Annotated in this window: 16 protein-coding genes; 8 read left to right on the top strand and 8 right to left on the bottom strand. The window is 56.6% G+C overall.

Going from position 1 to position 24,829, the window contains the following annotated elements:
- Nucleotides 1-38 precede the first annotated feature (38 nt).
- The 5 genes from menD to menE are packed head-to-tail and all read left to right on the top strand — an operon-like array spanning nucleotide 39 to nucleotide 5,650.
- Nucleotides 39-1,694 carry a 2-succinyl-5-enolpyruvyl-6-hydroxy-3-cyclohexene-1-carboxylic-acid synthase gene (gene menD / locus EBC_RS16980; protein WP_013203068.1) on the top strand — a complete coding sequence of 552 codons (1,656 nt, stop codon included), beginning with the start codon at nucleotides 39-41 and terminating at the stop codon, nucleotides 1,692-1,694.
- Nucleotides 1,691-2,464 carry a 2-succinyl-6-hydroxy-2,4-cyclohexadiene-1-carboxylate synthase gene (gene menH, locus EBC_RS16975; RefSeq protein ID WP_013203067.1) on the top strand — a complete coding sequence of 258 codons (774 nt, stop codon included), beginning with the start codon at nucleotides 1,691-1,693 and terminating at the stop codon, nucleotides 2,462-2,464. Before menD ends, menH begins: the two co-directional genes overlap by 4 nt.
- On the top strand, nucleotides 2,464-3,321 hold the full coding sequence (gene menB, locus EBC_RS16970) for a 1,4-dihydroxy-2-naphthoyl-CoA synthase (protein WP_013203066.1): 858 nt from the start codon (nucleotides 2,464-2,466) through the stop codon (nucleotides 3,319-3,321). The genes menH and menB overlap by 1 nt, the downstream gene beginning before the upstream one ends.
- Nucleotides 3,321-4,289, top strand: a complete 969-nt coding sequence (menC, locus tag EBC_RS16965; protein ID WP_013203065.1) for an o-succinylbenzoate synthase — start codon at nucleotides 3,321-3,323, stop codon at nucleotides 4,287-4,289. Before menB ends, menC begins: the two co-directional genes overlap by 1 nt.
- Nucleotides 4,277-5,650, top strand: coding sequence for an o-succinylbenzoate--CoA ligase (menE, locus tag EBC_RS16960; RefSeq protein ID WP_013203064.1), 1,374 nt, complete (start codon nucleotides 4,277-4,279; stop codon nucleotides 5,648-5,650). The genes menC and menE overlap by 13 nt, the downstream gene beginning before the upstream one ends.
- Before the next feature lie 15 nt (nucleotides 5,651-5,665).
- On the opposite strand, the gene EBC_RS16955 is transcribed toward menE, so the two are convergent.
- The gene (locus EBC_RS16955; protein WP_013203063.1) at nucleotides 5,666-7,105 is read right to left on the bottom strand and encodes a catalase; all 1,440 of its coding nucleotides are present in this window, start codon (nucleotides 7,103-7,105) and stop codon (nucleotides 5,666-5,668) included.
- 220 nt (nucleotides 7,106-7,325) lie between these two features.
- Between EBC_RS16955 and EBC_RS16950 the strand changes: the two genes are divergently transcribed.
- A complete protein-coding gene (locus EBC_RS16950) occupies nucleotides 7,326-8,522 on the top strand; it encodes a nicotinamide mononucleotide deamidase-related protein YfaY (RefSeq protein WP_013203062.1) in 1,197 nt (398 codons plus the stop codon).
- A gap of 63 nt (nucleotides 8,523-8,585) precedes the next feature.
- Here EBC_RS16950 and yfaE read toward each other — a convergent pair whose 3' ends face one another.
- From yfaE to ubiG, 4 genes are all read right to left on the bottom strand, one after another.
- Nucleotides 8,586-8,846: a class I ribonucleotide reductase maintenance protein YfaE gene (gene yfaE, locus EBC_RS16945; protein ID WP_013203061.1), complete on the bottom strand. Its 261-nt coding sequence runs from the start codon at nucleotides 8,844-8,846 to the stop codon at nucleotides 8,586-8,588.
- Between the two features lies 1 nt (nucleotide 8,847).
- The gene (gene nrdB / locus EBC_RS16940) at nucleotides 8,848-9,978 is read right to left on the bottom strand and encodes a class Ia ribonucleoside-diphosphate reductase subunit beta (protein ID WP_013203060.1); all 1,131 of its coding nucleotides are present in this window, start codon (nucleotides 9,976-9,978) and stop codon (nucleotides 8,848-8,850) included.
- A 93-nt stretch (nucleotides 9,979-10,071) separates the two neighbouring features.
- Nucleotides 10,072-12,357 carry a class 1a ribonucleoside-diphosphate reductase subunit alpha gene (gene nrdA, locus EBC_RS16935; protein WP_013203059.1) on the bottom strand — a complete coding sequence of 762 codons (2,286 nt, stop codon included), beginning with the start codon at nucleotides 12,355-12,357 and terminating at the stop codon, nucleotides 10,072-10,074.
- Nucleotides 12,358-12,922: 565 nt separating this feature from the next.
- Nucleotides 12,923-13,651, bottom strand: coding sequence for a bifunctional 2-polyprenyl-6-hydroxyphenol methylase/3-demethylubiquinol 3-O-methyltransferase UbiG (gene ubiG, locus EBC_RS16930; RefSeq protein ID WP_013203057.1), 729 nt, complete (start codon nucleotides 13,649-13,651; stop codon nucleotides 12,923-12,925).
- Nucleotides 13,652-13,842: 191 nt separating this feature from the next.
- Between ubiG and gyrA the strand changes: the two genes are divergently transcribed.
- Entirely contained in the window at nucleotides 13,843-16,506 is a 2,664-nt protein-coding gene (gene gyrA / locus EBC_RS16925) for a DNA topoisomerase (ATP-hydrolyzing) subunit A (RefSeq protein ID WP_013203056.1), read from the top strand.
- Nucleotides 16,507-16,659: 153 nt separating this feature from the next.
- Nucleotides 16,660-19,509 carry a two-component system sensor histidine kinase RcsC gene (gene rcsC, locus EBC_RS16920; protein ID WP_013203055.1) on the top strand — a complete coding sequence of 950 codons (2,850 nt, stop codon included), beginning with the start codon at nucleotides 16,660-16,662 and terminating at the stop codon, nucleotides 19,507-19,509.
- A 58-nt stretch (nucleotides 19,510-19,567) separates the two neighbouring features.
- Here rcsC and rcsB read toward each other — a convergent pair whose 3' ends face one another.
- From rcsB to EBC_RS16905, 3 genes are read right to left on the bottom strand one after another with little or no spacing between them, the layout of a single operon-like run.
- Nucleotides 19,568-20,218 (bottom strand): response regulator transcription factor RcsB, encoded by a 651-nt coding sequence (rcsB, locus tag EBC_RS16915; RefSeq protein ID WP_013203054.1) that lies wholly within the window; start codon nucleotides 20,216-20,218, stop codon nucleotides 19,568-19,570.
- Between the two features lies 1 nt (nucleotide 20,219).
- Nucleotides 20,220-22,880 (bottom strand): phosphotransferase RcsD, encoded by a 2,661-nt coding sequence (rcsD, locus tag EBC_RS16910; protein ID WP_013203053.1) that lies wholly within the window; start codon nucleotides 22,878-22,880, stop codon nucleotides 20,220-20,222.
- Nucleotides 22,881-22,900: 20 nt separating this feature from the next.
- Nucleotides 22,901-24,055 (bottom strand): MFS transporter, encoded by a 1,155-nt coding sequence (locus EBC_RS16905; protein ID WP_013203052.1) that lies wholly within the window; start codon nucleotides 24,053-24,055, stop codon nucleotides 22,901-22,903.
- Nucleotides 24,056-24,829 lie beyond the last annotated feature (774 nt).

Genomic DNA, 24,829 nt, shown 5'->3' with positions numbered 1-24,829 from the left:
CTTTTATACTGCCTGCCTGCTTTGGTCAGGAGTGGGCTATGTCACACAGTACCTTCAACCGCCGCTGGGCCGGCGTGATCCTTGAAGCGGTATCACGCCATCAGGTTAAGCATATCTGCATCGCACCAGGTTCCCGTTCTGCGCCGCTGACGCTGGCGGCCGCCAGTCGGGAAAAACTGATTTGCCACACCCACTTTGATGAACGCGGTCTCGGGCATCTGGCGCTGGGTCTGGCCAAATCGACCGGCCAGCCGGTGGCGATTATCGTCACCTCCGGTACCGCCGTTGCCAACCTCTATCCTGCCATTATTGAAGCCCGCCTGACCGGTGAGCGGCTGATTATCCTCAGCGCCGACCGCCCTGCAGAATTGCTTGATTGCGGCGCCAACCAGGCCATCGATCAAACCGGGCTGTTTGCCAGCCACGCCGTTTCCCTGAACCTTCCCCGTCCGACGCCCGATATTGCCGCCAGCTGGCTGGTGTCGGCCATTGACTCGCTGCTCGGCCAGCAGGAATGTGGTGCCGTGCAGATTAACTGCCCGTTTGCGGAACCTTTGTATGGCGGCGATCCGGAGGCGTATCAGCACTGGCAGGAGGCGTTGGGTGACTGGTGGCAGGATGACGGTCCCTGGTTACAGCAGGTGGCCGCCCGAGCGACACCTCTAATGCCGGAATGGTCGCGCTGGCGTCAGGCGCGCGGCGTGGTGATTGCCGGGAAAATGTCGCCGGAAGAGGGCATTGCCGTGGCCTGCTGGGCCAGCGAGCTGGGCTGGCCGCTGATTGCCGATGTGCAGTCGCACTGCGGTCAGCCGCTGCCTGCTGCGGAGATCTGGTTACAGCATCCGCAGGCGATTGAGGGGCTTTCAGCGGCGCAAATAGTGGTGCAGTTTGGCAGCCACCTGACTGGTAAAGCGTTATGCCGCTGGCTGGCGGCATTGCAGCCTGAGCAGTTCTGGCTGATTGAAGCCATGCCGCCGCGGCGCGATCCGGCGAATCACCGTGGCAGACGCATCGTGGCCGATATCCGCCAGTGGCTTGCAGCGCATCCGGCGTCACCTCAGTCGGCCTGGTGCCCGGCGCTGGCCGATCGGGTGAAGACACTGTCCGCCAGCCTTCACCCGCCGTTGTTCAGCGAGGCCGGGCTGGCAGCAAACCTGGCCGCTTTGCTACCCGAACAGGGCGTATTGTTTCTCGGTAACAGCCTGACTATCCGGCTGGTGGATGCTTTTGCCCAGCTGCCGCCGGGCTATCCGGTGTTTGCCAACCGTGGCGCCAGCGGCATCGACGGATTGCTGGCCACCGCCGCCGGGGTTCAGCGCGGCAGCAGAAAACCGCTGCTGGCGATCGTCGGAGACATCTCGGCCCTTTACGACCTGAACAGCCTGGCGCTGTTGCGGCAGGCCAGCGCGCCGGTGGTGCTGATCGTCATCAATAACGCGGGCGGCCAGATATTTTCGCTGCTGCCAACGCCCGAAGCGGAAAGAGAGCGCTTCTTTTTAATTCCGCAGCAGGTCGATTTTGCTGCCGCCGCGCAGTTGTTTGGGCTCGACTTTCACCGGCCCGCTAATGCTCAGGAGCTGACCGCGGCGCTAGAACAAGGCTGGCGAGGACAGGCAACGCTGATTGAACTGCAGGTAGATAGCGCCGAAGGCGCACAGGCCCTGGCCGCCGCCGGGATGGGAGGTTATCGATGATCCTGCATGCCTGCTGGCAGGGTAAGCGCCGACCCGATCGGCCAGTGCTGGTCTGGCTACACGGCTTGCTGGGAAGCGCCAGAGACTGGCAGCCGGTGCAGTCGCTGCTGGCGGACTGGCCGCAGCTGGCGATCGACCTGCCGGGGCACGGAGGATCGCAGGCCCATCCGGTCGGCGGCTTTGAACCGCTTTCAGAAAACATTAATCAGACGCTGCGCCGTTATCACGTCGGGCGTTACTGGCTGATAGGGTATTCGCTGGGCGGTCGGGTGGCGCTGTATCACGCCTGCCGCCATGCCGGTTCAGCGCTGCAGGGACTGGTGGTTGAAGGGGCGCATTTTGGCCTGAACGACCCGGCACAACGGCAGCAGCGGCAGGCGCAGGATGCCCGTTGGGCAGAAGACTTTCGCACTTTGCCGTTAGCGCAAACGCTTGATGCCTGGTATCGCCAACCCATTTTTGCCGGACTCACCGGGCAGCAACGGGCCGCGCTGATCGCCGCGCGTAGCGGTAATCACCCCGCCGCGATCGCCGCGATGCTGCAGGCAACCTCACTCTCTCAGCAGCCCTGTTTACTGGCCGAACTGCGTCATTTACAGCGGCCCTTCAGCTATTTCTGCGGCGAGCACGACCAAAAGTTCCGCCAGCTTGCCCAACAGGCTTCACTTCCCTGTACCCCGATTCCTGCGGCGGGCCATAACGCTCACCGTGAAAATCCTGTCGCCTTTGCCGGACTGCTGGCACAGCGGCTTCATTCTGAGGAGCACTGATGATTTATCCCGACGACGACCTGCTTTATGCCCCGGTTGAGTGGCAGGACTCTGCGCAGCTTTTCAGCGATATTCGCTATCACAAATCCGCTGATGGCATCGCCAAAATCACCCTTAATCGCCCCGAAGTACGCAATGCCTTCCGGCCACAGACGGTGAAAGAGCTGATGATCGCCCTGAACGATGCCCGTCATGACGAGCAGGTTGGGGTGATTGTGTTGACCGGTGAGGGAGACGAGGCCTTCTGCGCAGGTGGCGATCAGAAAGTGCGCGGCAACTACGGCGGCTATCAGGATGAGTCCGGCGTGCATCACCTGAACGTGCTGGATTTTCAGCGGCAAATCCGCACCTGCCCCAAACCGATAGTGGCGATGGTGGCAGGCTATGCGGTGGGCGGCGGCCATGTGCTGCATATGCTCTGCGATCTGACTATTGCGGCGGACAATGCCCGGTTCGGTCAGACCGGACCAAAGGTCGGTTCGTTTGACGGCGGCTGGGGCGCGGCCTATATGGCGCGCATTGTCGGGCAGAAGAAAGCGCGCGAAATCTGGTTCCTGTGCCGGATGTACAATGCGCAGCAGGCGCTGGAGATGGGGCTCATCAATACCGTGGTGCCGTTAGCCGAGCTGGAAAAGGAAACGGTGCGCTGGTGCCGTGAAATGCTGCAAAACAGTCCGATGGCGCTGCGCTGTCTGAAGGCGGCGCTGAATGCCGATTGCGATGGCCAGGCCGGGTTGCAGGAGCTGGCCGGTAACGCCACCATGCTGTTTTATATGACCGAAGAAGGGCAGGAAGGGCGCAACGCGTTTAACCAGAAGCGTCAGCCAGACTTCAGTCAATTTAAGCGCAATCCCTGATGCGCCGCGCGGGGCTGTATGGCTGGGAAATCCCGCTGGAAGCCGGTGTGGTGCTGCGCGACCGCCGGCTAAAAACCCGTTCAGGCCTGCTGGTCAGGCTGACGGAGGCGGACCGCGAAGGCTGGGGCGAAATCTCGCCGCTGCCGGGGTTCAGCACCGAGTCGCTGGATGACGCCCGGCACGCCACGCTGGTCTGGCTGGCAGCCTGGTGTCGGGGCGAAAATCTGGCGGACTGTCCTTTGCCGTCGGTGGCGTTCGGTCTGAGCTGTGCACAGGCAGAACTGAACGGTCAGCTGCCGGACGAGGGCAACTTTAACAGTGCGCTGCTGTGCGTGGGCGATCCCGACGATCTCTTTCTGCGTCTGCAGCAACAGGCCGAGCCGCTGGCGAAAATGAAGGTTGGCCTGTACGAGGCGGTGTGCGACGGCTTGATGGTTAATCTGCTGCTGGAAGCCCTTCCTGCGCTCACGCTAAGGCTGGATGCCAACCGCAGCTGGAGCCTGGAGAAAGCGCTGACCTTCGCGCGTTATGTGCCTGAACAGCTGCGTTCCCGTATCGCTTTCCTCGAAGAACCCTGCCGCGATCCGCAGGAGTCCAGGCATTTTGCCGCTGAAACCGGTATTGCCATCGCCTGGGATGAGAGCACCCGCGAAGCCGGCTTCCAGCCACGGGCAGAACCGCATGTCAGTGCCGTGATCCTTAAACCCACGCTGCTCGGCAGCCTGCAGAAAGTGCGCGCCATGGCGCAACAGGCACAGCAGGCCGGATTAACGGTGGTGATCAGTTCGTCTCTGGAGTCGAGCCTCGGCCTGACGCAGCTGGCACGCATCGCGCAGGGGTTAACGCCCGGCACCACGCCGGGGCTGGATACCTTGAATCTGATGCAACATCAGCTGGTGCGCCGCTGGCCGGGCTGCGAACTGCCGCTAATCGCTTCAGACGCGTTGGAGGTGATATGGCAGCTTTAAGCGACTGGCCGTGGCGGCACTGGGCAAAGCAGCAGCCTGATGAACCCGCGCTGATCAATCAGGGTGCCACGTTTAGCTGGTTGCAGCTGGCCAGGCAGATCGACCAGCTTGCCACCGGATTGATGCAGCAGGGCGTGCGCAGCGGGTGTGGTGTGGTGCTGAAAGCGCGTAACAGCCAGCCCGCCTTACTGGCGTATCTGGCTCTGCTGCAGTGTGGCGCGCGGATAATACCGCTAAACCCTCAACTTCCTGCCACGCAACTGGCGGTGATCCTTCCCGCACTGAACGCTGATTTTGCCCTGTTGCTGGACGGTGAACCTGTGGCGGACATGGTCCCGTTGCGGTGGGTCGTTGCCAACGGATCGCCACGGCATCAATGGGACGATCGGCTGATCGCCACGCTCACCTTAACCTCCGGCTCCTGCGGGCAGCCTAAAGCGGCAGCGCATACCTTTGCGGCGCACCTTGCCAGCGCGGCAGGGGTGGTGGACGCGATGAATTTTACCCGGCAGGACCGCTGGCTGCTCTCTTTGCCGCTGTTTCATGTTTCCGGCCAGGGCATTGTCTGGCGCTGGCTACGGCGCGGGGCGGGCCTGGTGCTGGCGGATGGCCTCGCGTTGCCCCAGGCGCTGGAACACTGCACCTTTGCCTCGCTGGTGCCGACCCAGCTCTGGCGCCTGCTGCAACAGCCAGAGCTTCCGGGCCGTTTGCGCAATGTGCTGCTGGGCGGCGCGGCAATCCCGCAGAGCTTAACGCAACAGGCAGAGGCGCGCGGCATTGCCTGCTGGTGTGGCTACGGCCTGACCGAAACCGCCTCGACGGTGGCGGCAAAGCGGGCTGATAAGCGAAGTGGCGTAGGGCTGGCGTTGGCAGGGCATCAGATCAGGATCAGAAACGGCGAGGTGCAGCTGAAATCACCGGCGCTGGCCTGTGGCTACTGGCATGATGGCGAACTGTTGCCTTTAACCGATGCGAACGGCTGGTTTGCCAGCAGAGATGGCGGGCACCTTGAACAGGGGGAACTGGTATTAACCGGACGGCTGGACAACCAGTTTTTCTCGGCAGGTGAGGGGATCCAGCCGGAGCAGATTGAGTCACTGTTGATGTCACATCCGGCGGTCAGCCAGGCGTTTATCGTGCCGCGCGAGGATCGGGAGTTTGGTCAGCGACCGGTGGCGCTGGTGGCGCTGACGGCGGATTTACCGTTGACAGCATTAGCCGAATGGGCAAAAGGGCGGCTGGCCGGATTTCAGCGTCCGGTAAGCTGGTATCCGTTGCCCGAGCTGGATAGCGGCGGCATCAAGCTTTCCCGTCAGCGCTTAACGCAATGGGTCGCGCAGCAGGAAAAAGGGCGGCAGTAAGCCGCCCCTGTCCGGTTACTTCAGCGCGTTAAGCGCCTGCTCAACGCCCGCGCCGTAGGCCGGATCGACCTGATGGAACAGGGCAATCTGACGCTGCTGGATAAACTCAGGGATCTGGATCAGCTCACCGGCGATGCGTTTAAACATGCGCTGATGCTCTTCTTCCCCAATCAGATTAAACAAAGCGCGTGGCTGGGTGAAATAGTCTTCATCTTCGCGATGGTTCCAGTGATTCGCCGCGCCCTCCAGTGACAACGGCGGCTCGCTGTAATCCGGCTGCTCCTGGAAGACGTTAAAGCTGTTTGGCTCATAGGTTGCGCCGTTGCCGCTATTGCCATCAACGCGCATCGCGCCATCGCGGTGATAATTGTGGAACGGGCATTTGGGCGCATTCACCGGGATCTGGTGGTGGTTGACGCCCAGACGATAGCGGTGCGCATCGCCGTAGGAGAACAGACGGCCCTGCAACATGCGGTCTGGCGAGAAACCAATGCCGGGCACCACGTTGGCCGGGCTCATGGCAACCTGTTCCACTTCGGCAAAGTAGTTATCCGGGTTGCGGTTCAGCTCAAATTCACCCACTTCAATCAGCGGATAATCGGCATGCGGCCAGACTTTGGTCAGGTCGAAAGGATTGTAAGGCGTTTGCGAAGCTTCATCTTCCGGCATGATCTGCACAAAGAATTTCCAGCGCGGGAAGTTGCCTTGCTCAATCGCGTCAAACAGATCGCGCTGGGAGCTTTCACGATCCTGGCCAATCAACAGCGCCGCTTCGTCATCCATCAGGTTCTGAATACCCTGTTCGCAACGCATATGGAATTTCACCCAAAAGCGCTGCTGCTGGTCGTTAATAAAGCTGTAGGTATGGCTGCCAAAGCCGTGAATATGACGATACGAGGTCGGCAGGCCACGGTCGCTAAAGTCGATGGTCAGCTGATGCAGCGATTCAGGAAGCTGGGAGAAGAAGTCCCATTTGTAGGTTGGGTTACGCAGGTTGGTGCGCGGATCGCGCTTCACCACGTGGTTCAAATCCGGGAATTTCATCGGGTCGCGTAAGTAGAACACCGGCGTGTTGTTACCGACCAAATCCCAGTTGCCTTCTTCGGTATAAAACTTTAACGAGAAGCCACGAATATCGCGTTCGGCATCGGCACCGCCGCGTTCACCTGCCACCGTGGAAAAACGCATAAACAGCTCGGTCTGTTTGCCCACTTCAGCGAAGATTTTAGCCCGGCTGAAGGCGGTGATATCCTGGGTGACGGTGAAGGTGCCGTAAGCGCCCGACCCTTTGGCGTGCATGCGGCGTTCCGGGATCACTTCGCGGTCAAAATGCGCCAGCTTCTCTAAGAACCAGACATCCTGTAACAGCATTGGGCCACGGCGGCCAGCGGTCATCGAATTATTATTATGGGCGACGGGTGCGCCAGCAGCGGTGGTCAGTCCTTTTTTGCTCATCGGGCGTCTCTCTCTGGTTAACGTTAGTTTAAATATCAAAAAACAGTTATCAATCGGCTATTCCTATTATCAGCGCCATTGTGCCCCGTTCGTCCGCTGCCCGACAATCTGGCTCTGGCTATTGCTGCCATCTCTGAAACACAACTTATTGGAAAAGAGCATTGTGTTTATCTGGGTGTGTTCATACAGTTAACGTTCGCTGCCCGAACTGGAGATAAAAATGATAAGAGTGGAAATGCTCGCGACTGGCGATGAAGTCCTGCACGGTCAGATTGTGGATACCAATGCGGCCTGGCTGGCTGGCGTACTGTTTGAGAACGGCCTGCCGATGACCAGTCGCCAGACCCATGGCGACAATCTTGATGAGCTGGTTAACGTGCTGATCGAGCGCAGCAAAGTGGCCGATGTGCTGATCGTTAACGGTGGGTTAGGGCCGACCAGTGACGACCTGAGCGCGGTTGCCGCCGCCAAAGCGGCGGGCGTCAAGCTGGTGATGCACGAAGAGTGGCTGGCGAAGATGGAAGCTTTCTTTGCCGGACGTGGCCGCAAAATGGCAGCCAGCAACCGCAAGCAGGCCGAAATCCCCGAAGGTGCCGAGATGCTGGATAATCCGGTGGGCACCGCCTGTGGCTTCGCGATGCAGCTGAACCGCTGCTGGATGTTCTTCACCCCTGGCGTACCGTCCGAATACAAGGTGATGGTCGAGGAACAGATTTTGCCGCGCCTGAAAGCGCGCTTTGAGCTGCCCGAGCCGCCGGTGTGCCTGCGCCTGACCACCTTTGGCCGTGGCGAGAGCGACCTGGCAGAAGAAATCGAGCCGCTGCCGATCCCGGATGGCGTGGTGATGGGTTATCGCGCGTCGATGCCCATCATTGAGCTGAAGCTGAACGGTCCGGCCTCCAAACTGCCGGAGATGGAAACCTTCTGGCAGCAGGTGCGTGAAATCGCCGGCGAGAGCATGATCTTTGAAGGATTCGAAGGCCTGCCGGCACAGCTTTCCCGTCGTCTGAAAGAGAAGGGCTACACGCTGGCCATCAGCGAGCAGTTCACCGCCGGACTGTTGCAGTGGCAGATGGCGTCGGTCGACGCGCCGTTAGCGGCCGGTAACGTGCTTCCCGCGCGCGAAGAATCTCTACAGACGTTGCTTGATCGCAGCAAACAGCTGGCCGCCGAATCCGCAGCGAGTCTGTCGCTGATTGTCGGTGGGCTGCAGGATGAAAAGCTGGGGTTTGCGCTGCATACGCCGGAAGGCAGCTGGGCGCAGGGCGTGAAGTTTAACGTCAACCGCCATGGGCTGAAATCCCGCCAGGATGTGGTGGCAATGATGGCGCTGAATATGCTGCGCCGCTGGATGAACGGCATGGAAGTGTCGACCGGTCACGGCTGGATTGATGTGGTGGAAACGCTGAAAGGCTGATGTAAGGCAGAAGGGGCGGGGTGATCGCCCCCTGTATCAGGCATTAGAACGGGCTATAACGTGCTACATTTCCAGTTCGATATCGCCGTTGGCTTTACAGCAGCAGGGCAGGATTTCGTCATGCTGAACGAAGGCCAGCGGTTTTGCGGTATAACACACTTCACCTTTCAGTAGCCGGGTACGGCAGGAGCCGCAATAGCCTTCCCGGCACTGATATTCCACGCAGACCTGATGCGCTTCAAGCGCGTCCAGCAGCGAAGGGTGTTCATTCTTACAATGCAGCTGCGTGCCGGAAGCACGCAGGATAATCATCGAACCCGCCATCTTACAGCTGGAAGTCGTCGAAGTCGTTTTCGCCCACTTCGGAGTCAATCTGACCCACAAGGTAAGAGCTCACTTCCACTTCCTGCGGTGCCACCTGAACGTTGTCAGACACCAGCCAGGAGTTAATCCATGGGATTGGGTTTGAACGCGTCTTGAACGGCAGATCCAGACCCACCGCGTGCATGCGGATGTTGGTGATGTACTCAATGTACTGGCACAGGATGTCTTTGTTCAGACCGATCATCGAGCCGTCGCGGAACAGGTATTCTGCCCACTCTTTCTCTTGCTGCGCGGCCAGCACGAACAGGTCGTAGCACTCCTGGCGGGATTCACGGGCAATCTCTGCCATCTCCGGATCGTCTTCACCGCTGCGCAGCAGGTTCAGCATATGCTGCGTGCCGGTCAGGTGCAGCGCTTCGTCACGGGCGATCAGCTTGATGATTTTGGCGTTACCTTCCATCAGCTCGCGCTCAGCGAACGCGAATGAACAGGCAAAGCTGACGTAGAAGCGGATCGCTTCCAGCGCGTTGACGCTCATCAGGCAGATATACAGCTGCTTTTTCAGCGCGCGCAGGTTAATGGTGATGCTTTTGCCGTTGACCTGGTGCGTGCCTTCACCCAGCAGATGCCAGTAGCTGGTCATCTCGATCAGATCGTCGTAGTAGCCAGAGATATCTTTGGCGCGCGACAGGATCTGCTCGTTGGTGACGATATCGTCGAACACAATCGCCGGATCGTTGACGATGTTACGGATAATGTGGGTGTAAGAGCGCGAGTGGATGGTTTCCGAGAACGCCCAGGTTTCAATCCAGGTTTCCAGCTCCGGGATCGAAATCAACGGCAGCAGCGCCACGTTCGGGCTACGTCCCTGAATCGAATCCAACAGCGTCTGATACTTCAGGTTACTGATAAAGATGTGTTTTTCATGGTCTGGCAGACCCTGATAATCGATGCGGTCGCGTGAGACGTCCACTTCTTCCGGGCGCCAGAAGAACGACAGCTGCTTTTCGATCAGCTTTTCAAAGATGTCATATTTCTGCTGGTCGAAACGGGCGACGTTAACCGACTGACCGAAAAACATCGGTTCATCCAGCTGGTTGTTTTTGTTTTGCGAGAACGTTGTGTAAGCCATGAATAGTAATCCAGTGAGAGCGGGCCGCGCTACGCGGCCCTGACACATGATTGTGGCGGGCGATGGTTGAGGTCATCGCGCCGCAGAGTGTGCTTAGATCTTGCAGGCACCGCTTTCGCAGCCGTCATCCTGAATGGATGGCACCAGATCTTCCTGCGTGTCTTCCGCACCGTCACGGGTGTTCTGGTAGTACAGCGTTTTCACGCCGAACTTATAGGCGGTCAGCAGATCTTTCAGCAGCTGCTTCATCGGCACGCGGCCATTCGCGAAGCGCGTTGGATCGTAGTTGGTGTTAGACGAGATCGCCTGGTCGATAAACTTCTGCATCAGTCCAACCAGCTGCAGGTAACCGTCGTTGTTCGGCATGTCCCACAGCAGCTCGTAGCTGTCCTTCAGGCGCTCGTACTCTGGCACCACCTGACGCAGGATCCCGTCTTTCGACGCTTTAATGCTGATATGACCGCGCGGTGGCTCAATGCCGTTGGTGGCGTTAGAAATCTGCGAAGAGGTTTCAGACGGCATCAGGGCAGACAGCGTGGAGTTACGCAGGCCGTGGGTCTTGATCTGCTCGCGCAGGCCGTCCCAGTCCAGGTGCAGCGGCTCGCTGCTGATCGCATCCAGGTCTTTCTTATAGGTGTCGATAGGCATGATGCCCTGCGCATAGGTGGTTTCGTTGAACCACGGGCAGGCACCTTGCTCTTTCGCCAGCTCGTTTGACGCTTTCAGCAGGTAGAACTGAATGGCTTCAAAGGTGCGGTGCGTCAGGTCATTGGCGCTGCCATCGGAATAACGCACGCCATGCTTGGCCAGGTAGTATGCATAGTTGATCACGCCAATACCCAGCGTACGACGGCCCATTGCGCCGCGTTGCGCCGCAGGAATTGGGTAATCCTGATAATCCAGCAGGGCATCCAGCGCACGGACCGCAAGGGTCGCCAGCTCTTCCAGATCGTCCAGGCTGTTAATCGCACCCAGGTTGAAGGCAGACAGCGTACAAAGCGCGATCTCGCCGTTTTCGTCGTTCACGTCCAGCAGCGGCTTGGTTGGCAGAGCAATTTCAAGGCACAGGTTCGACTGGCGAACCGGGGCGATGGCCGGGTCAAACGGGCTGTGGGTGTTGCAGTGATCGACGTTCTGAATATAGATACGGCCGGTCGAAGCACGTTCCTGCATCATCAGTGAGAACAGGTCGACGGCCTTAACGCGCTGCTTGCGAATCGACGGCTCGTTTTCGTATTTGGTGTACAGGCGCTCGAACTCGTCCTGATCGGCGAAGAACGCGTCGTACAGGCCTGGTACGTCAGACGGGCTGAACAGCGTAATGTCGCCGCCTTTCAGCAGACGGGTGTACATCAGCTTGTTGATCTGTACGCCGTAGTCCATGTGACGAACGCGGTTTCCTTCCACGCCACGGTTGTTTTTCAACACCAGCAGGCTTTCCACTTCCAGGTGCCACATTGGGTAGAACAGCGTCGCTGCTCCGCCACGCACGCCGCCCTGAGAACAGGATTTCACCGCGGTCTGGAAGTGCTTGTAGAACGGAATACAGCCGGTGTGGAACGCTTCACCGCCACGGATCGGGCTGCCCAGCGCACGAATGCGGCCGGCGTTGATGCCGATACCGGCACGCTGAGAAACGTATTTCACGATCGCGCTGGACGTGGCGTTAATGGAATCCAGGCTGTCGCCGCACTCGATCAGCACGCAAGAGCTGAACTGGCGGGTGGGGGTACGCACGCCGGACATGATTGGCGTCGGCAGCGAAATTTTGAAGGTCGAGATCGCATCGTAGAAACGCTTGACGTAATCCAGACGGGTATCACGCGGATAGCCGGAGAACAGGCAGGCGGCGACCAGGATATACAGGAACTGGGCACTTTCGTAGATGTCACCGCTGACGCGGTTCTGCACCAGATATTTACCTTCCAGCTGCTTCACTGCCGCATAGGAGAAGTTCATGTCACGCCAGTGGTCGATAAAGCCGTCCATCTGCTCGAACTCTTCAGCGCTGTAGTCTTCCAGCAGGTGGCGATCGTATTTGCCCATATCGACCATACGCTTCACCTGATCGTACAGCTTCGGCGGTTCAAACTGGCCGTAAGCTTTTTTACGCAGGTGGAAGATCGCCAGGCGTGCAGCCATGTACTGGTAATCCGGCGCGTCACGGGAAATCAGGTCAGCAGCGGATTTGATAACGGTTTCGTGGATATCAGAGGTTCTGATCCCTTCGTAAAACTGGATATGCGAGCGGAGTTCTACTTGTGAGACGGAGACGTTTTGCAGACCTTCTGCAGCCCAGTCAAGCACGCGGTGGATTTTATCGAGGTTGATGCGTTCGGTACGGCCATCGCGTTTGGTGACAAGTAGGCTTTGATTCATGTCGCGTAATATCCTTGAAGGAGAAATCAAACATATCCCCCGTTTATACACAGAATGCTCTTATGTGAGTAACTCTGTGGATAAACACTATATATAGGGGGTAAACGAAGATTGAGTAACAATATGGTGAGTATTTTAGTCATTTATCACCACTCAACAAGGCTTGATTTTCGGAACAAATTACTGAACGGAGCCTGGCATATTTCCTAAGTCCACGTTTCTCAAGGGCCAGGGGCCATGTCAACAGTTTGAAGAAATTTTTAGAAATTTGATCAAGCGCGGGTTTCTTGCTCAGCGCCGAAAACCTGGCGTTTTTTTTGCGTACAAAAAGCCCTGAAGTGACGAAAAATCGCCGCTTCATAACCTTAGAAAAAAAACTTTCATGGCTAACCGGGGTTATCCTGCCGCTGCACCGGCAACGCTGTCCAAAAGGAAAACGATCTGACCTCAGCCTCAGGCTAAGAAATTCTTATGACAGGCAGATTAAGGAAGAAGGGAATTTTACTTAAGGATCAAATGCGCAGAGCAGTTTTACCACATGCTCTGCGCGGGCCGTCGGCGAAGGTTATTCGACGACAGAGTGGGTGTGCACCATATAGTTAACGTCAACGCCTGGCGCCAGCTTGAAGCTGTTCATCAGCGGATTGTAATGCAGACCAATCATATGACGTTCGCGCAATGGCGTTTCGTCGACCCAGTTCAACAGCTCGGCAGGGCGGATGAACTTCTTAATGTCATGCGTACCACGCGGCACCATCCGCAGCACGTACTCCGCGCCGATAATCGCCATCAGCCAGGATTTGCTGTTGCGGTTAAGGGTAGAGAAGAACACTTCGCCGCCGGGTTTCACCAGCTTCGCGCAGGCGTGAACCACTGAACGCGGATCCGGCACGTGCTCCAGCATCTCCATGCAGGTCACCACATCGTACTGACCGGCAAACTGTTCGGCGTGCTCTTCTACGGTCTGCTGCACGTAATCGACCTTCACGCCGCTTTCCAGCGCGTGCAGGCGGGCGATTTCTAACGGTTCCGCGCCCATATCCAGCCCAACCACCTCAGCGCCTTCACGCGCCATGCTTTCGGCCAGAATGCCGCCGCCGCAGCCGACATCCAGCACTTTCTTGCCGAACAGGCCGTTGCTGTGCTGGGCAATATAGCCCAGACGAAGTGGGTTAATGCGATGCAGAGGCTTAAATTCGCCTTCCAGATCCCACCAACGGGAAGCCACTGCTTCAAATTTGGCAATTTCGTTATGATCCACGTTAGCCGTGGTGGCGTTTTGTTCAGCCTTCATAGGTCCCTCACTCGCGAAAAGTTTGCGGGCAGTATATCTGTTTTCTCAGAGGAATGTGCACCGCCAGGCGTTCACGATGCCTGAGGCGTATTAAAGCAGCCAAAAAGACGCTTTCCATTCACCACCATGGCTAAAGGTGATATACTTTCGCACCTTTGAATCCGGGTATAACGTAGAGGGATAGCGGCTCCATGAGCGACCTAGCCAGAGAAATCACACCGGTCAATATTGAAGAAGAGTTAAAGAACTCTTACCTCGATTATGCCATGTCGGTCATCGTTGGCCGTGCATTGCCAGATGTTCGCGATGGTCTGAAACCAGTACACCGTCGTGTGCTCTACGCCATGAACGTGCTGGGCAATGACTGGAACAAACCTTATAAAAAGTCTGCCCGTGTTGTCGGCGACGTTATCGGTAAATATCACCCACATGGCGACAGCGCCGTGTATGACACCATCGTTCGTATGGCACAGCCGTTCTCGCTGCGCTATATGCTGGTGGATGGTCAGGGTAACTTCGGTTCCGTTGACGGCGACTCCGCCGCAGCAATGCGTTATACCGAAGTACGCATGTCAAAAATTGCCCACGAGCTGCTGGCGGATCTGGAAAAAGAGACCGTCGACTTTGTGCCGAACTATGACGGCACCGAGCAGATCCCGGCCGTTATGCCAACCCGCGTGCCTAACCTGCTGATCAACGGCGCGTCAGGTATCGCAGTGGGCATGGCAACCAACATTCCTCCACACAACCTGACTGAAGTTATCAGCGGCTGTCTGGCCTACATCGACGATGAGAACATCACCGTTGAAGGGCTGATGGAGCACATCCCAGGCCCGGACTTCCCAACTGCCGCCATCATCAATGGCCGCCGTGGGATTGAAGAAGCCTATCGCACCGGTCGCGGCAAGATCTATATCCGTGCCCGTGGCGAAGTCGAAACCGATGCGAAAACCGGTCGCGAAACAATCATCATTCACGAAATTCCTTACCAGGTGAACAAAGCGCGCCTGATTGAGAAAATCGCTGAACTGGTGAAAGAGAAGCGTCTGGAAGGCATCAGTGCCCTGCGTGATGAATCTGACAAAGACGGTATGCGTATCGTCGTGGAAGTGAAGCGTGATGCGGTTGGCGAGGTTGTGCTGAACAACCTGTACTCGCTGACCCAGCTGCAGACCTCTTTCGGTATCAATATGGTTGCCCTGCATCAGGGACAGCCAAAAATTATGCCGCTGAAAGATATTCTGGAAGCCTTCGTCCGTCACCGCCGCGAAGTGGTTACCCGTCGTACCATCTTTGAACTGCGTAAAGCGCGCGACCGTGCGCACATCCTGGAAGCGCTGGCGATTGCGCTGGCTAACCTGGATCCGATTATCGAACTGATCCGCCATGCGGCTAACCCGGCTGAAGCGAAAGCGGGCCTGGTGGCACGTCCATGGGCGTTGGGTAACGTTGCTGCCATGCTGGAGCGTGCGGGTGATAATGCTGCGCGTCCTGAATGGCTGGAAGACGAGTTCGGTATCCGTGACGGCGAATACTACCTGACCGAGCAGCAGGCTCAGGCGATCCTGGATCTGCGTCTGCAGAAACTGACCGGCCTTGAGCACGAAAAACTGCTGGATGAGTACAAAGAGTTGCTGGATCAGATCGCTGAACTGATCCGCATTCTGGAAAGCTCAGAGCGTCTGATGGAAGTGATCCGCGAAGAGCTTGAACTGATCCGCGATCAGTTCGGTGACAAGCGTCGCACTGAAATCACCGCCAATACTGCGGACATCAACATCGAAGACCTGATCAATCAGGAAGACGTTGTGGTGACCCTGTCTCATCAGGGCTACGTGAAGTATCAGCCTCTGACCGACTACGAAGCACAGCGTCGTGGTGGTAAAGGCAAGTCTGCCGCACGTATTAAAGAAGAAGACTTTATTGACCGCCTGCTGGTGGCCAACACCCATGACACCATCCTCTGCTTCTCAAGCCGGGGTCGTCTGTACTGGATGAAGGTTTATCAGTTGCCAGAAGCCAGCCGTGGCGCGCGTGGACGTCCAATCGTCAACCTGCTGCCGCTGGAAGCGAACGAACGTATCACCGCGATCCTGCCGGTACGTGAATACGCGGAAGGCTGGAACATCTTTATGGCTACCGCCTGCGGTACCGTGAAGAAAACCGCACTGACCGAGTTCAGCCGCCCACGCAGCGCCGGTATTATTGCCGTCAACCTGCGTGACGAAGATGAACTGATCGGCGTGTCGCTGACCAACGGTGCTGACGAAGCCATGCTGTTCTCCGCCGCGGGTAAAGTGGTTCGCTTCGCAGAGACCGCGGTGCGCGCCATGGGCCGTACGGCTTCCGGCGTGCGTGGTATCAAGCTGGCCGAAAACGACCGCGTGGTATCGCTGATCGTTCCTCAGGAAGAGGGCGCGATCATGACCGTCACCCAGAACGGTTACGGTAAGCGTACCAACACCAGCGAATACCCAACCAAGTCCCGTGCTACCCAGGGCGTTATCTCGATCAAAGTGACCGAGCGTAACGGACCGGTAATCGGTGCGGTACAGGTTGTCGACAGCGATCAGATCATGATGATCACCGACGCTGGCACGCTGGTTCGTACCCGCGTTTCTGAAGTGAGTGTGGTCGGACGTAACACCCAGGGTGTTATTCTGATCCGCACCGCCGAAGACGAAAACGTGGTCGGCCTGCAGCGCGTGGCTGAGCCTGTCGCTGAAGAAGAGCTGGACGGCATTGACGGCACCGTAGCAGAAGGGGATGAAGATATTGCCCCGGAAGTTGAGGTTGACGATGCAGCAGACGTCGACAATGAAGACGAAGCACCAGAAGGCGATGAGGACGAATAATCGTCATCGCGTTTAGTGCCTGAGGCCGGTTCTGTGAACCGGCCTTTTTTTATGCCTGCGACCGCCCGCCGCAACTGGCTTTTTTCCTGTTCTGACGGTACTGTAACGGGATCTGACTTCTCCCTAAGCCCCGTCGCCACTTATAGGTTTCGCTTGAAATATCTTGTCTCGTTCAGAACCACGTTAAGGATCTCCCGCTATCTGTTCAGGGCGCTGGCACTGATGCTCTGGACGCTGGGCGCGCTGCTGACCACCTTTTACATCATTAATGTGCTGCATGAGAAAGAGTCGCAGGTTCGTCAGGAGCTGAGCGCTAACTTTGAGCAGGCGCAGTGGTATGTGCGGCACTCTTCTGACGTCACGCGCGAGCTAAAATACATTGCGGAAAACCGGCTAAATTCGTCGGCCAACGACATGGACGTGCTGAACGGGGTATTCCCAGGCAAAACCGCGCTACCGCAGTTTTACCCGCTGTACTCTGATTCCGACTGTAGCTCGATGAGCAATACCTGGCGCAGCTCGCTGGAATCGCTCAGCTACTTCCTGCACTACTGGAAAGAGAACTTTGCTTCCGCCTATGAGCTGAACCGGGTGTTCTTTGTTGGCGGCGAAAGCCTGTGTATGGCGGATTTTGGCGTTGGCAATTCCTCGGCAAACCGCGAACGGGCGTTGAAATCCCTGCACGAGCGCATTCTCAAATACCGTAACGGTAATGAAGAAGAGCGCAAAAGCAGCATTGTGTGGATTGCGCCTTCATCGCAGCAGGGCGTCGGCTACTACTATTTAATTACCCCGATCTATGTGGCCAATAAAATGGCGGCACTGTTGGGCATCGAACAAACTATCCGTCTCGACGATTTCATTACCCCAGGCAGTTTCCCGGTCACCGCCACGCTGATTGATGCCAATAATCAGCGGCTGATGTCGACCTCGCGCACCGCGGGCAACGTCTCGCTGGACGATCTGCCGGATGACCACAGCTGGTTTGGCTACATCAACGGCTACAAACAGCTGGTGCTGAAGAAAACGCTGACGCCTTCCGAACTGTCGGTGGTCTATTCGGTCGAGACCGACGAGCTGGTCGCCAAGCTGAAAGTGTTGATTATCAACGCCATTCTGCTGAACGTCATCAGCGCCATTATCCTGTTTACCCTTGCCTGGCTGTTTGAACGCCGCATGTTTTTACCGGCCGAGGACAACGCCCACCGCCTGGAAGAGCACGAGCAGTTTAACCGCAAGATTGTCGCCTCGGCGCCGGTGGGGATCTGTATTCTGCGAACCAGTGACGGCACCAATATCCTCAGTAACGAACTGGCGCATAACTATCTCAGCATGTTGACCCAGGAAGATCGGCAGCGGCTGACCGAGATTATCTGTGGTCAGCAGGTTAACTTTGTCGACGTGCTGACCGGCAGCAATACCAACCTGCAAATCAGTTTTGTGCATTCACGTTACCGCAATGAGAACGTGGCGATCTGCGTGCTGGTGGACGTCAGCGCGCGCGTGAAGATGGAAGAATCGCTGCAGGAAATGGCCCACGCGGCCGAGCAGGCCAGCCAGTCCAAGTCGATGTTCCTGGCAACGGTCAGCCATGAGCTGCGCACGCCGCTGTACGGCATCATCGGTAACCTCGATCTGTTGCAAACCAAATCTCTGCCGCAGGGCGTGGAGTCGCTGGTCACGGCGATGAACAACTCGTCCAGCCTGCTGTTGAAGATCATCAGCGATATCCTCGATTTCTCGAAAATCGAGTCCGAGCAGCTGCGCATTGAGCCACGGGAATTCTCCCCGCGTGAAGTGATCACCCATATCTCCTCCAACTATCTGGCGATGGTGGTCAAGAAGCGCCTGACGCTGTGGTGCTTTATTGACAGCGATGTGCCGGTCACGCTGGACGGCGATCCGCTGCGTCTGCAGCAGGTGATTTCCAACCTGCTCAACAACGCCATTAAATTTACCCATACCGGCGGCATTATCCTGCAGGTGTTTGTGAAGGACGGCTATCTGGCCTTCCGGGTACGCGATACCGGCGTGGGCATCCCGGCAAAAGAGATCACCCGACTGTTCGACCCGTTCTTCCAGGTGGGTAACGGCGTGCAGCGTAACTTCCAGGGAACCGGCCTCGGCCTGGCGATCTGCGAAAAGCTGATCAATATGATGGACGGTGATATTGAGGTCGATTCTGAGCCGGGGATGGGCAGCCAGTTTGTGGTGCGCATTCCGCTGTATAACGCTCAGGTGATGACGCCGGTGCTGCACGACGGGTTGCAGGGCAAACAGTGCTGGCTGGAGCTGCGTAATGACGATCTGGCCGCGTTCCTCGAAAAGCTGCTGCGTGAGCACGGCATCACCGTGCAACGGTTGCAGGAGGGCTGCTGTGGCCCGGACGATGTGATCGTCACCGATTACGACTATCAGACGCAGCAAACGCTCCGGGCTGTGATCCGCTTTGACGGCAGCTATAACGGTGCGCCGCATGAGCAGGCTGCCGGTCGCTGGGTGTACGGCACCACCACGCCACATGAATTGCCGGCGCTGCTGGGCCGCATTTACCGGGTTGAAGTGGCGATGCCAGATGCGTTGCCAGGCGTGCCGGAAATCGAAGATAAGCGCGCCAGCAATGAAGATATCCTGATCCTGGTGGTCGATGACCATCCGATCAACCGGATGCTGCTGTCCGATCAGCTGGGATCGCTCGGCTACCGCGTGAAGACCGCGCAGGACGGCGTGGATGCGCTTAACGTTCTGAGCCGTAATGAGATTGATATTGTGCTGACCGACGTGAACATGCCGAATATGGACGGTTACCGTCTGACGCAGCGTTTGCGCCAGCTGGGGCTGACTTTCCCGGTGGTGGGCGTCACCGCCAATGCGCTGGCCGAAGAGAAGCAGCGCTGTATGGAAGCGGGCATGGATAACTGTCTGTCCAAGCCGGTGACCATGGATACCTTAAACACTTCGCTGGCGTTCTACGCGGAGCGGGTCAGGAAGGGCAGGGAATAACGCGGATTTTGGGCAATAAAAAAGGCGGACCGAAGTCCGCCTTTTTACTGTCTGTCACTTAGTCGCGCTCAACCGGCATGCTGCTGACGGAAGAGAGATAGTTCAGCAGTGCAATATCGTTTTCCACGCCCAGTTTCATCATGGCTGATTTCTTCTGGCTACTGATGGTTTTGATACTGCGGTTCAGCTTCTTGGCAATCTCGGTAACCAGGAAACCTTCTGCGAACAGGCGCAACACTTCGCTCTCTTTTGGAGACAGACGCTTGTCGCCGTAGCCACCCGCGCTGATTTTCTCCAGCAGTTTTGCCACGCTGTCCGGGGTGTACTTTTTGCCTTTCTGCAAAGCGGCCAGCGCTTTTGGCAGATCGGTAGGGGCACCCTGTTTCAGAACAATCCCTTCAATATCGAGGTCCAGAACGGCACTCAGAATCGCTGGATTGTTGTTCATGGTCAGAACGATGATAGATAAATCTGGATAATGACGCTTGATGTACTTAATCAGCGTAATGCCGTCGCCATATTTTTCGCCAGGCATCGACAGATCGGTGATTAAAACATTGGCATCCAGTTTGGACAGGCTATTGATCAATGCTGTGGAATCTTCGAACTCACCAACTACGTTGACCCATTCAATCTGTTCGAGAGACTTGCGAATACCGAACAGAACAATCGGATGGTCATCGGCAATAATTACGTTCAAGTTGTTCATTTTATTGGTTACCTTGCTGCAGCAGTATATTGACGTAGTGGTCAATGTCACTGGTGGTATTTTTAATGTTTGAATCGTCACACTCAGTAATGTGTTGTTCTAACGTTTCACAAAGCTGCTTGCCCGGTGTCAAATTGAGCATGGCAAACACGCCTTTCAGGCGATGCGCAGTCTGAGCAAGGGAACTCATGTCCCCTTCCGCCGCCTCATTATACAGTCTCTTCACATCATCTGGTACTGTATCAACGAACAGCTGGAAGTAACCGGGAGCAAAAAGTTGAGCCGTATCCTGCTCGTCACCCACGTCTTCGGTTAATTCATCCTGCGCCAGCTGTTGTTCAATCAGCTGGAGCAAGGCATCCTGCATCGCGCTGCTGATATTAAAATTGACCCGGTATTGATCGTGTGACAGTGCGCTAAACCCTGTTTCATCATCCGTGAGCAGTAACGACCATGGCGTCAAGCGTGCCGGATCGTCGGTGACCAGCACATCATGGTCCTGGCCCGAAAAGCGTTCATCAGGGGTAATGCAGCTTGCGCCCCAGTTTTCCAGTTGATGAACCACTATTTTTCTTACCTCATCTACCGTGATATCAATCAGGGTAGTTAAGCCTTCCAGCAACTTCTCTTCCTGATCGTGCTGCTGTTCCTGCGGGGCGTGGATCTGGATGCTGTAGCGGGTGCCGATATCGGGACGCGCCACAATTTCAAGATGCCCACCCAGCTGCTTACACAACTGTTTGCACAGGAAAAAGGCCAGCCCGGAAGCCTGGCCAAACCGATCCTGGCTGGTTTCGCCGAGGAACGGGAAATCGGTATTGCCCATCTCGTCAACCATCAGGCCCGCGCCGGTGTCGACAATTTCTATCGCCAGGCGATCGGGACGATCGGCAGGATGGCTGACCTCAATGCTGATGCGGCCCCAGCTGGTGCTGGTGATCGAATAATGCAGCAGGGTGGTCAGGATTTTATACAGCGCCCGACGGTCGCCATAGCGGCTCTCATCGCTGTTCAGGCGGTTGCTGACCACCAGATTCAGCCCTTTACGACGAATCGACGGCAGCGCTTCGGTCACCAGCTCATCCAGCACGCTTTGCAGCGTGAATGAGCCAGAATCCGGCGCCCAGTCATGGGTTTCCAGCCGGTTAAGCAGCACGATATCGTCGACCAGCCGGCTTAAGGCCTGCGACTCTTCCAGCGTATCGCGCAGATCTTCCGCCGGATGCGCCTCGCTGATTTCCAGCAGATGGGCGATAACTTTATCCAGCGGGCGGTTCAGCGCATGCCCCAGATTTTGCAGCAGCTGCTGGCGCGTCTGGTGGTTTTTATCCAGAACCTGCTGCGCTTTTTGCAGCTTCTTGTTAACCAGCAGTTCGCGATCCTGATCGCGCATCATAAACAGCTGCGTATTCGGCGACAGCACGCTGCGGGCGTGGCGGATTTCGTAAACTTCGTTATTGACGGTCGCCTGCAGCACGCCCTGATGCTGATCGGACATGTTGATGATTTTCTGCAGATTCAGGTGTGGCAGCAGATGTTCGGCAATTTTGTTGCTGATGATGGTGCGGTTATTGGCAAAATCATACACCAGCAGACCGACGGGCAGGCTGCCAACAATCTCTTCGTTTAAGATGCGCAGGGAATCCAGCTCGGCGCTTTGGTTTTCGCTGGGGCGCAAAGACTGCTGGCGCAGCAGGAACAGGCCGGCAAGGGACAGCAGCAGCAGTCCGAGGTTGGCCAGCAGCGGCCACATCAGGTTGTGCAGCGTGTCGACCAGCAGACCGAGCAACGGCACGCGATAAACCAGCTGCAACGGCGTGCTGGTCAGCGAAGCGGCAATCTCGATATTGGGATTGGCGAGCGTCACGCTGGTGCTGTGGGTGGCATCATCCGCATCGCCACTGTCCGGGGTGCTGGCCGCGTCCTGCTTCAGCTGGAAATACTCCAGCGGCATATTCACCGGGATCAGATCATTAATCGGCAGATCGAACGCCACCACGGTCGCCAGATGCCCCGGCTGATTAAAGGTGGTGCGTACCGTAAAGTAGTGGTCGTTCTGCCAGGTGAAGCGGCGCAACGGTGAGAAGCTTTCACGTTCGTCCAGCGCATTGGCCTGCTGCAACATCTCCGCGCGGCGCGCATCAACAATATTGCTGATGGCACTCTCTTTATAACGCGTGGCCATATCTTTCAACGGCAGGGTGGAGACGAGGATCAGGCTGTTGTCCTGGCCGTTGAGGAAATACATCGACCAGGTGCTGTTTTCCGCGCCCCACAGCGTATCCAGATAGGTGGACATGCGCTGGGTCATATCCAGCGTGCTGCTGTCGTGTGAACCGAAGATTAACGCTTCGGTTTTACGGCGGGTCTTTTCAAGATAGTAGACGTCCGGGCGCAGGCGGGTTTCCTGCAGACTGTTCGGTGGTGAACCGGCGGCATTGGCGGCCAGGTTCTCATAAATCTGCCAGGTGGCGAAGCGATAGGTATCGATGCGTTTCTGCATCGCATGGGCAATATCCGCCATCGCATAGCGTTTATCGGTCAGCCAGGCATTGACCGCGTTGTGGATCATAAATCCCGACGCTAATAACAGCACCAAAATAAACATCACAAAAAAGCGCGTGACGTTTCCTGATGTAAGTGGAAATTTGTATGGCAGCATAGCGTAGCGTGATACCCCAGTTAACGTGTAATCAGCCGGGCACTTGCGGCCACGGCTAACAGCAATATGGCAATGGCGCTAAATGCCGTCGCCAGGCTGTACCACTGTGAGATAAATCCGATCAGTGCCGGACCTGCCAGAATACCTGCATAACCAATGGTTGTCATGGAAGATATCGCCAGATTTACCGGCATGGTTTTCTGGTTACCGGCGGCGCTGAACATAATCGGCACGGCGTTCGACGCCCCGAACCCAACCAACAAAAATCCGGCCAGCGTAACCAGCGTGTTGGGGACAAATACCGCCAGCAGCAGGCCCACTGACGCGCATAATGTGCCGCAGAAAAGCGTCAGAAAACGGCCAACATAATTCACGATGCGATCGCCCGTCAGGCGGCCAATGGTCATCGCCACCGAGAACAGCGCATAGCCCAGGCCCGCCTGCGAATGGGGCAGGTCACGCGTCTGGGTGAGGAACAGCGCGCCCCAGTCCAGTACTGCGCCTTCGGTCAGAAACAGAATAAAGCACAGGATGCCGAGGAACAGCACCCAGCCATGCGGCATAACGAACAGCGGCGCATCATCCTGATGGAGACGACCGCTGAGTAAATGGCGCTGGCACAGCAACCACAGCACCACGATCAGCGCCGCGATAACGCCGACCGCCTGCAGAGGCGTCAACCCCAGCGCCAGTCCGGCACTGACCAGGCCCGCGCCGGCGATACCGCCGACGCTGAAGAAGCCATGGAAGCCGGACATCATGGCTTTGCCAGAGGCCTTCTCAACCTCAACCGCCTGAATATTCATCGCCACATCGACCAGGCCAATCGAGGCACCAAATGCCATCAATGCCAGCCCCAGCCCCACCGGCGTTCCGAGGGTCGCTAACAGCGGCAACACCAGCAGAATAAACAGGCAGGCGATGGCCATCACGCGCTTACAGCCAAACCGTCCCACCAGCATGCCGGTCAGCGGCATGGCAATCAGTGAACCCAACCCAAGGAACAGCAGTAAGGTCCCTAACGCGCCGTCGCTGAGCAGAGCACGATCCTTGGCATAAGGCACCAGCGGTGCCCAGGCGGACATGCCGATACCGGCAATAAAGAAAATGGTGCGCGTTGCGTGTTGCGTTGTCACTGCGCTGGCAAGGGCCGGTCGAGCATCCAGTGTCGTCATAATGTCCGTTAAAAATCTGCCACGAGTAGCGCTACTTTTTACCACAAATAGCAACATTAAAGAAGATTCCCGCCAGCCAGAGCCGAAAACGTTGCGGCAGGCAGGCCGGATTTATAAGGGCCTTCAGGTTAATAACAGGGAAAAACAGAGCTGTTAATCAGATTTGTCGGCTAAATGCCAATTTACAGATAACTCCTAGCGAAACGGAGCGAAATCTGGATTTAACTCAAATCATTGGTGTTACATGAAAAAATCGCGATTTCGCGCTGGAACCTCAACCGGCGGTGATTAAATTTCATCCGGTTCAGGGTAGGTCAGGTTGTGCTGATTATCACGAATCTAATGGAAATTTTCGCATAGTAACGCCGCTGAATTATCCGGGAATAAGCCGGTTTGGGTTAGGTTTCTCCTCAAATCCGCTAAATCGATAAGAATTTTCCTTACGTTAAATCAAATCTTTACCTGCGATACTCAACAGTTATTTAGCAATTTTTGGCACCTTCCCTTGTTAAGAAGTTGTGTATTTGATTAAATATTTTTATCTTTCTGATAAATATTCATCACGCAAAGGTGACAGATTTTTCTTAGTATGTGTAAGGAAAAGCTAGAAAAAATAGTCGCTCAGCCAGACTGGGCGCCACAGGTAATTCTTTTCGCTTCCAGTGGGAGCGGTTATGCACCAGGTAAAAACCAAACCACTTTCGAGTGTTGGTTATCCCTTGCTTTGCGTCTGATAGTGAAGGTTTTCTTCATTTTCTCGCGCGAAACACATAA

Source organism: Erwinia billingiae Eb661, from assembly GCF_000196615.1.
In the GTDB taxonomy this organism is placed as follows: Bacteria; Pseudomonadota; Gammaproteobacteria; order Enterobacterales; family Enterobacteriaceae; genus Erwinia; species Erwinia billingiae.
The sequence above is the reverse complement of the archived record's forward strand: the minus strand, read 5'-3'. Positions and strand labels throughout refer to the sequence as shown.

What these genes read in the sequence shown, in the direction of transcription:
- rcsD (WP_013203053.1), bottom strand. Translation starts at nt 22,880, where the DNA reads ATGCTGCCATACAAATTTCCACTTACATCAGGAAACGTCACGCGCTTT.
- yfaE (WP_013203061.1), bottom strand. Translation starts at nt 8,846, where the DNA reads ATGGCGGGTTCGATGATTATCCTGCGTGCTTCCGGCACGCAGCTGCAT.
- menD (WP_013203068.1), top strand. Translation starts at nt 39, where the DNA reads ATGTCACACAGTACCTTCAACCGCCGCTGGGCCGGCGTGATCCTTGAA.
- menE (WP_013203064.1), top strand. Translation starts at nt 4,277, where the DNA reads ATGGCAGCTTTAAGCGACTGGCCGTGGCGGCACTGGGCAAAGCAGCAG.
- menB (WP_013203066.1), top strand. Translation starts at nt 2,464, where the DNA reads ATGATTTATCCCGACGACGACCTGCTTTATGCCCCGGTTGAGTGGCAG.
- ubiG (WP_013203057.1), bottom strand. Translation starts at nt 13,651, where the DNA reads ATGAAGGCTGAACAAAACGCCACCACGGCTAACGTGGATCATAACGAA.
- EBC_RS16950 (WP_013203062.1), top strand. Translation starts at nt 7,326, where the DNA reads ATGATAAGAGTGGAAATGCTCGCGACTGGCGATGAAGTCCTGCACGGT.
- menH (WP_013203067.1), top strand. Translation starts at nt 1,691, where the DNA reads ATGATCCTGCATGCCTGCTGGCAGGGTAAGCGCCGACCCGATCGGCCA.
- menC (WP_013203065.1), top strand. Translation starts at nt 3,321, where the DNA reads ATGCGCCGCGCGGGGCTGTATGGCTGGGAAATCCCGCTGGAAGCCGGT.
- rcsB (WP_013203054.1), bottom strand. Translation starts at nt 20,218, where the DNA reads ATGAACAACTTGAACGTAATTATTGCCGATGACCATCCGATTGTTCTG.
- gyrA (WP_013203056.1), top strand. Translation starts at nt 13,843, where the DNA reads ATGAGCGACCTAGCCAGAGAAATCACACCGGTCAATATTGAAGAAGAG.
- nrdA (WP_013203059.1), bottom strand. Translation starts at nt 12,357, where the DNA reads ATGAATCAAAGCCTACTTGTCACCAAACGCGATGGCCGTACCGAACGC.
- EBC_RS16905 (WP_013203052.1), bottom strand. Translation starts at nt 24,055, where the DNA reads ATGACGACACTGGATGCTCGACCGGCCCTTGCCAGCGCAGTGACAACG.
- EBC_RS16955 (WP_013203063.1), bottom strand. Translation starts at nt 7,105, where the DNA reads ATGAGCAAAAAAGGACTGACCACCGCTGCTGGCGCACCCGTCGCCCAT.
- nrdB (WP_013203060.1), bottom strand. Translation starts at nt 9,978, where the DNA reads ATGGCTTACACAACGTTCTCGCAAAACAAAAACAACCAGCTGGATGAA.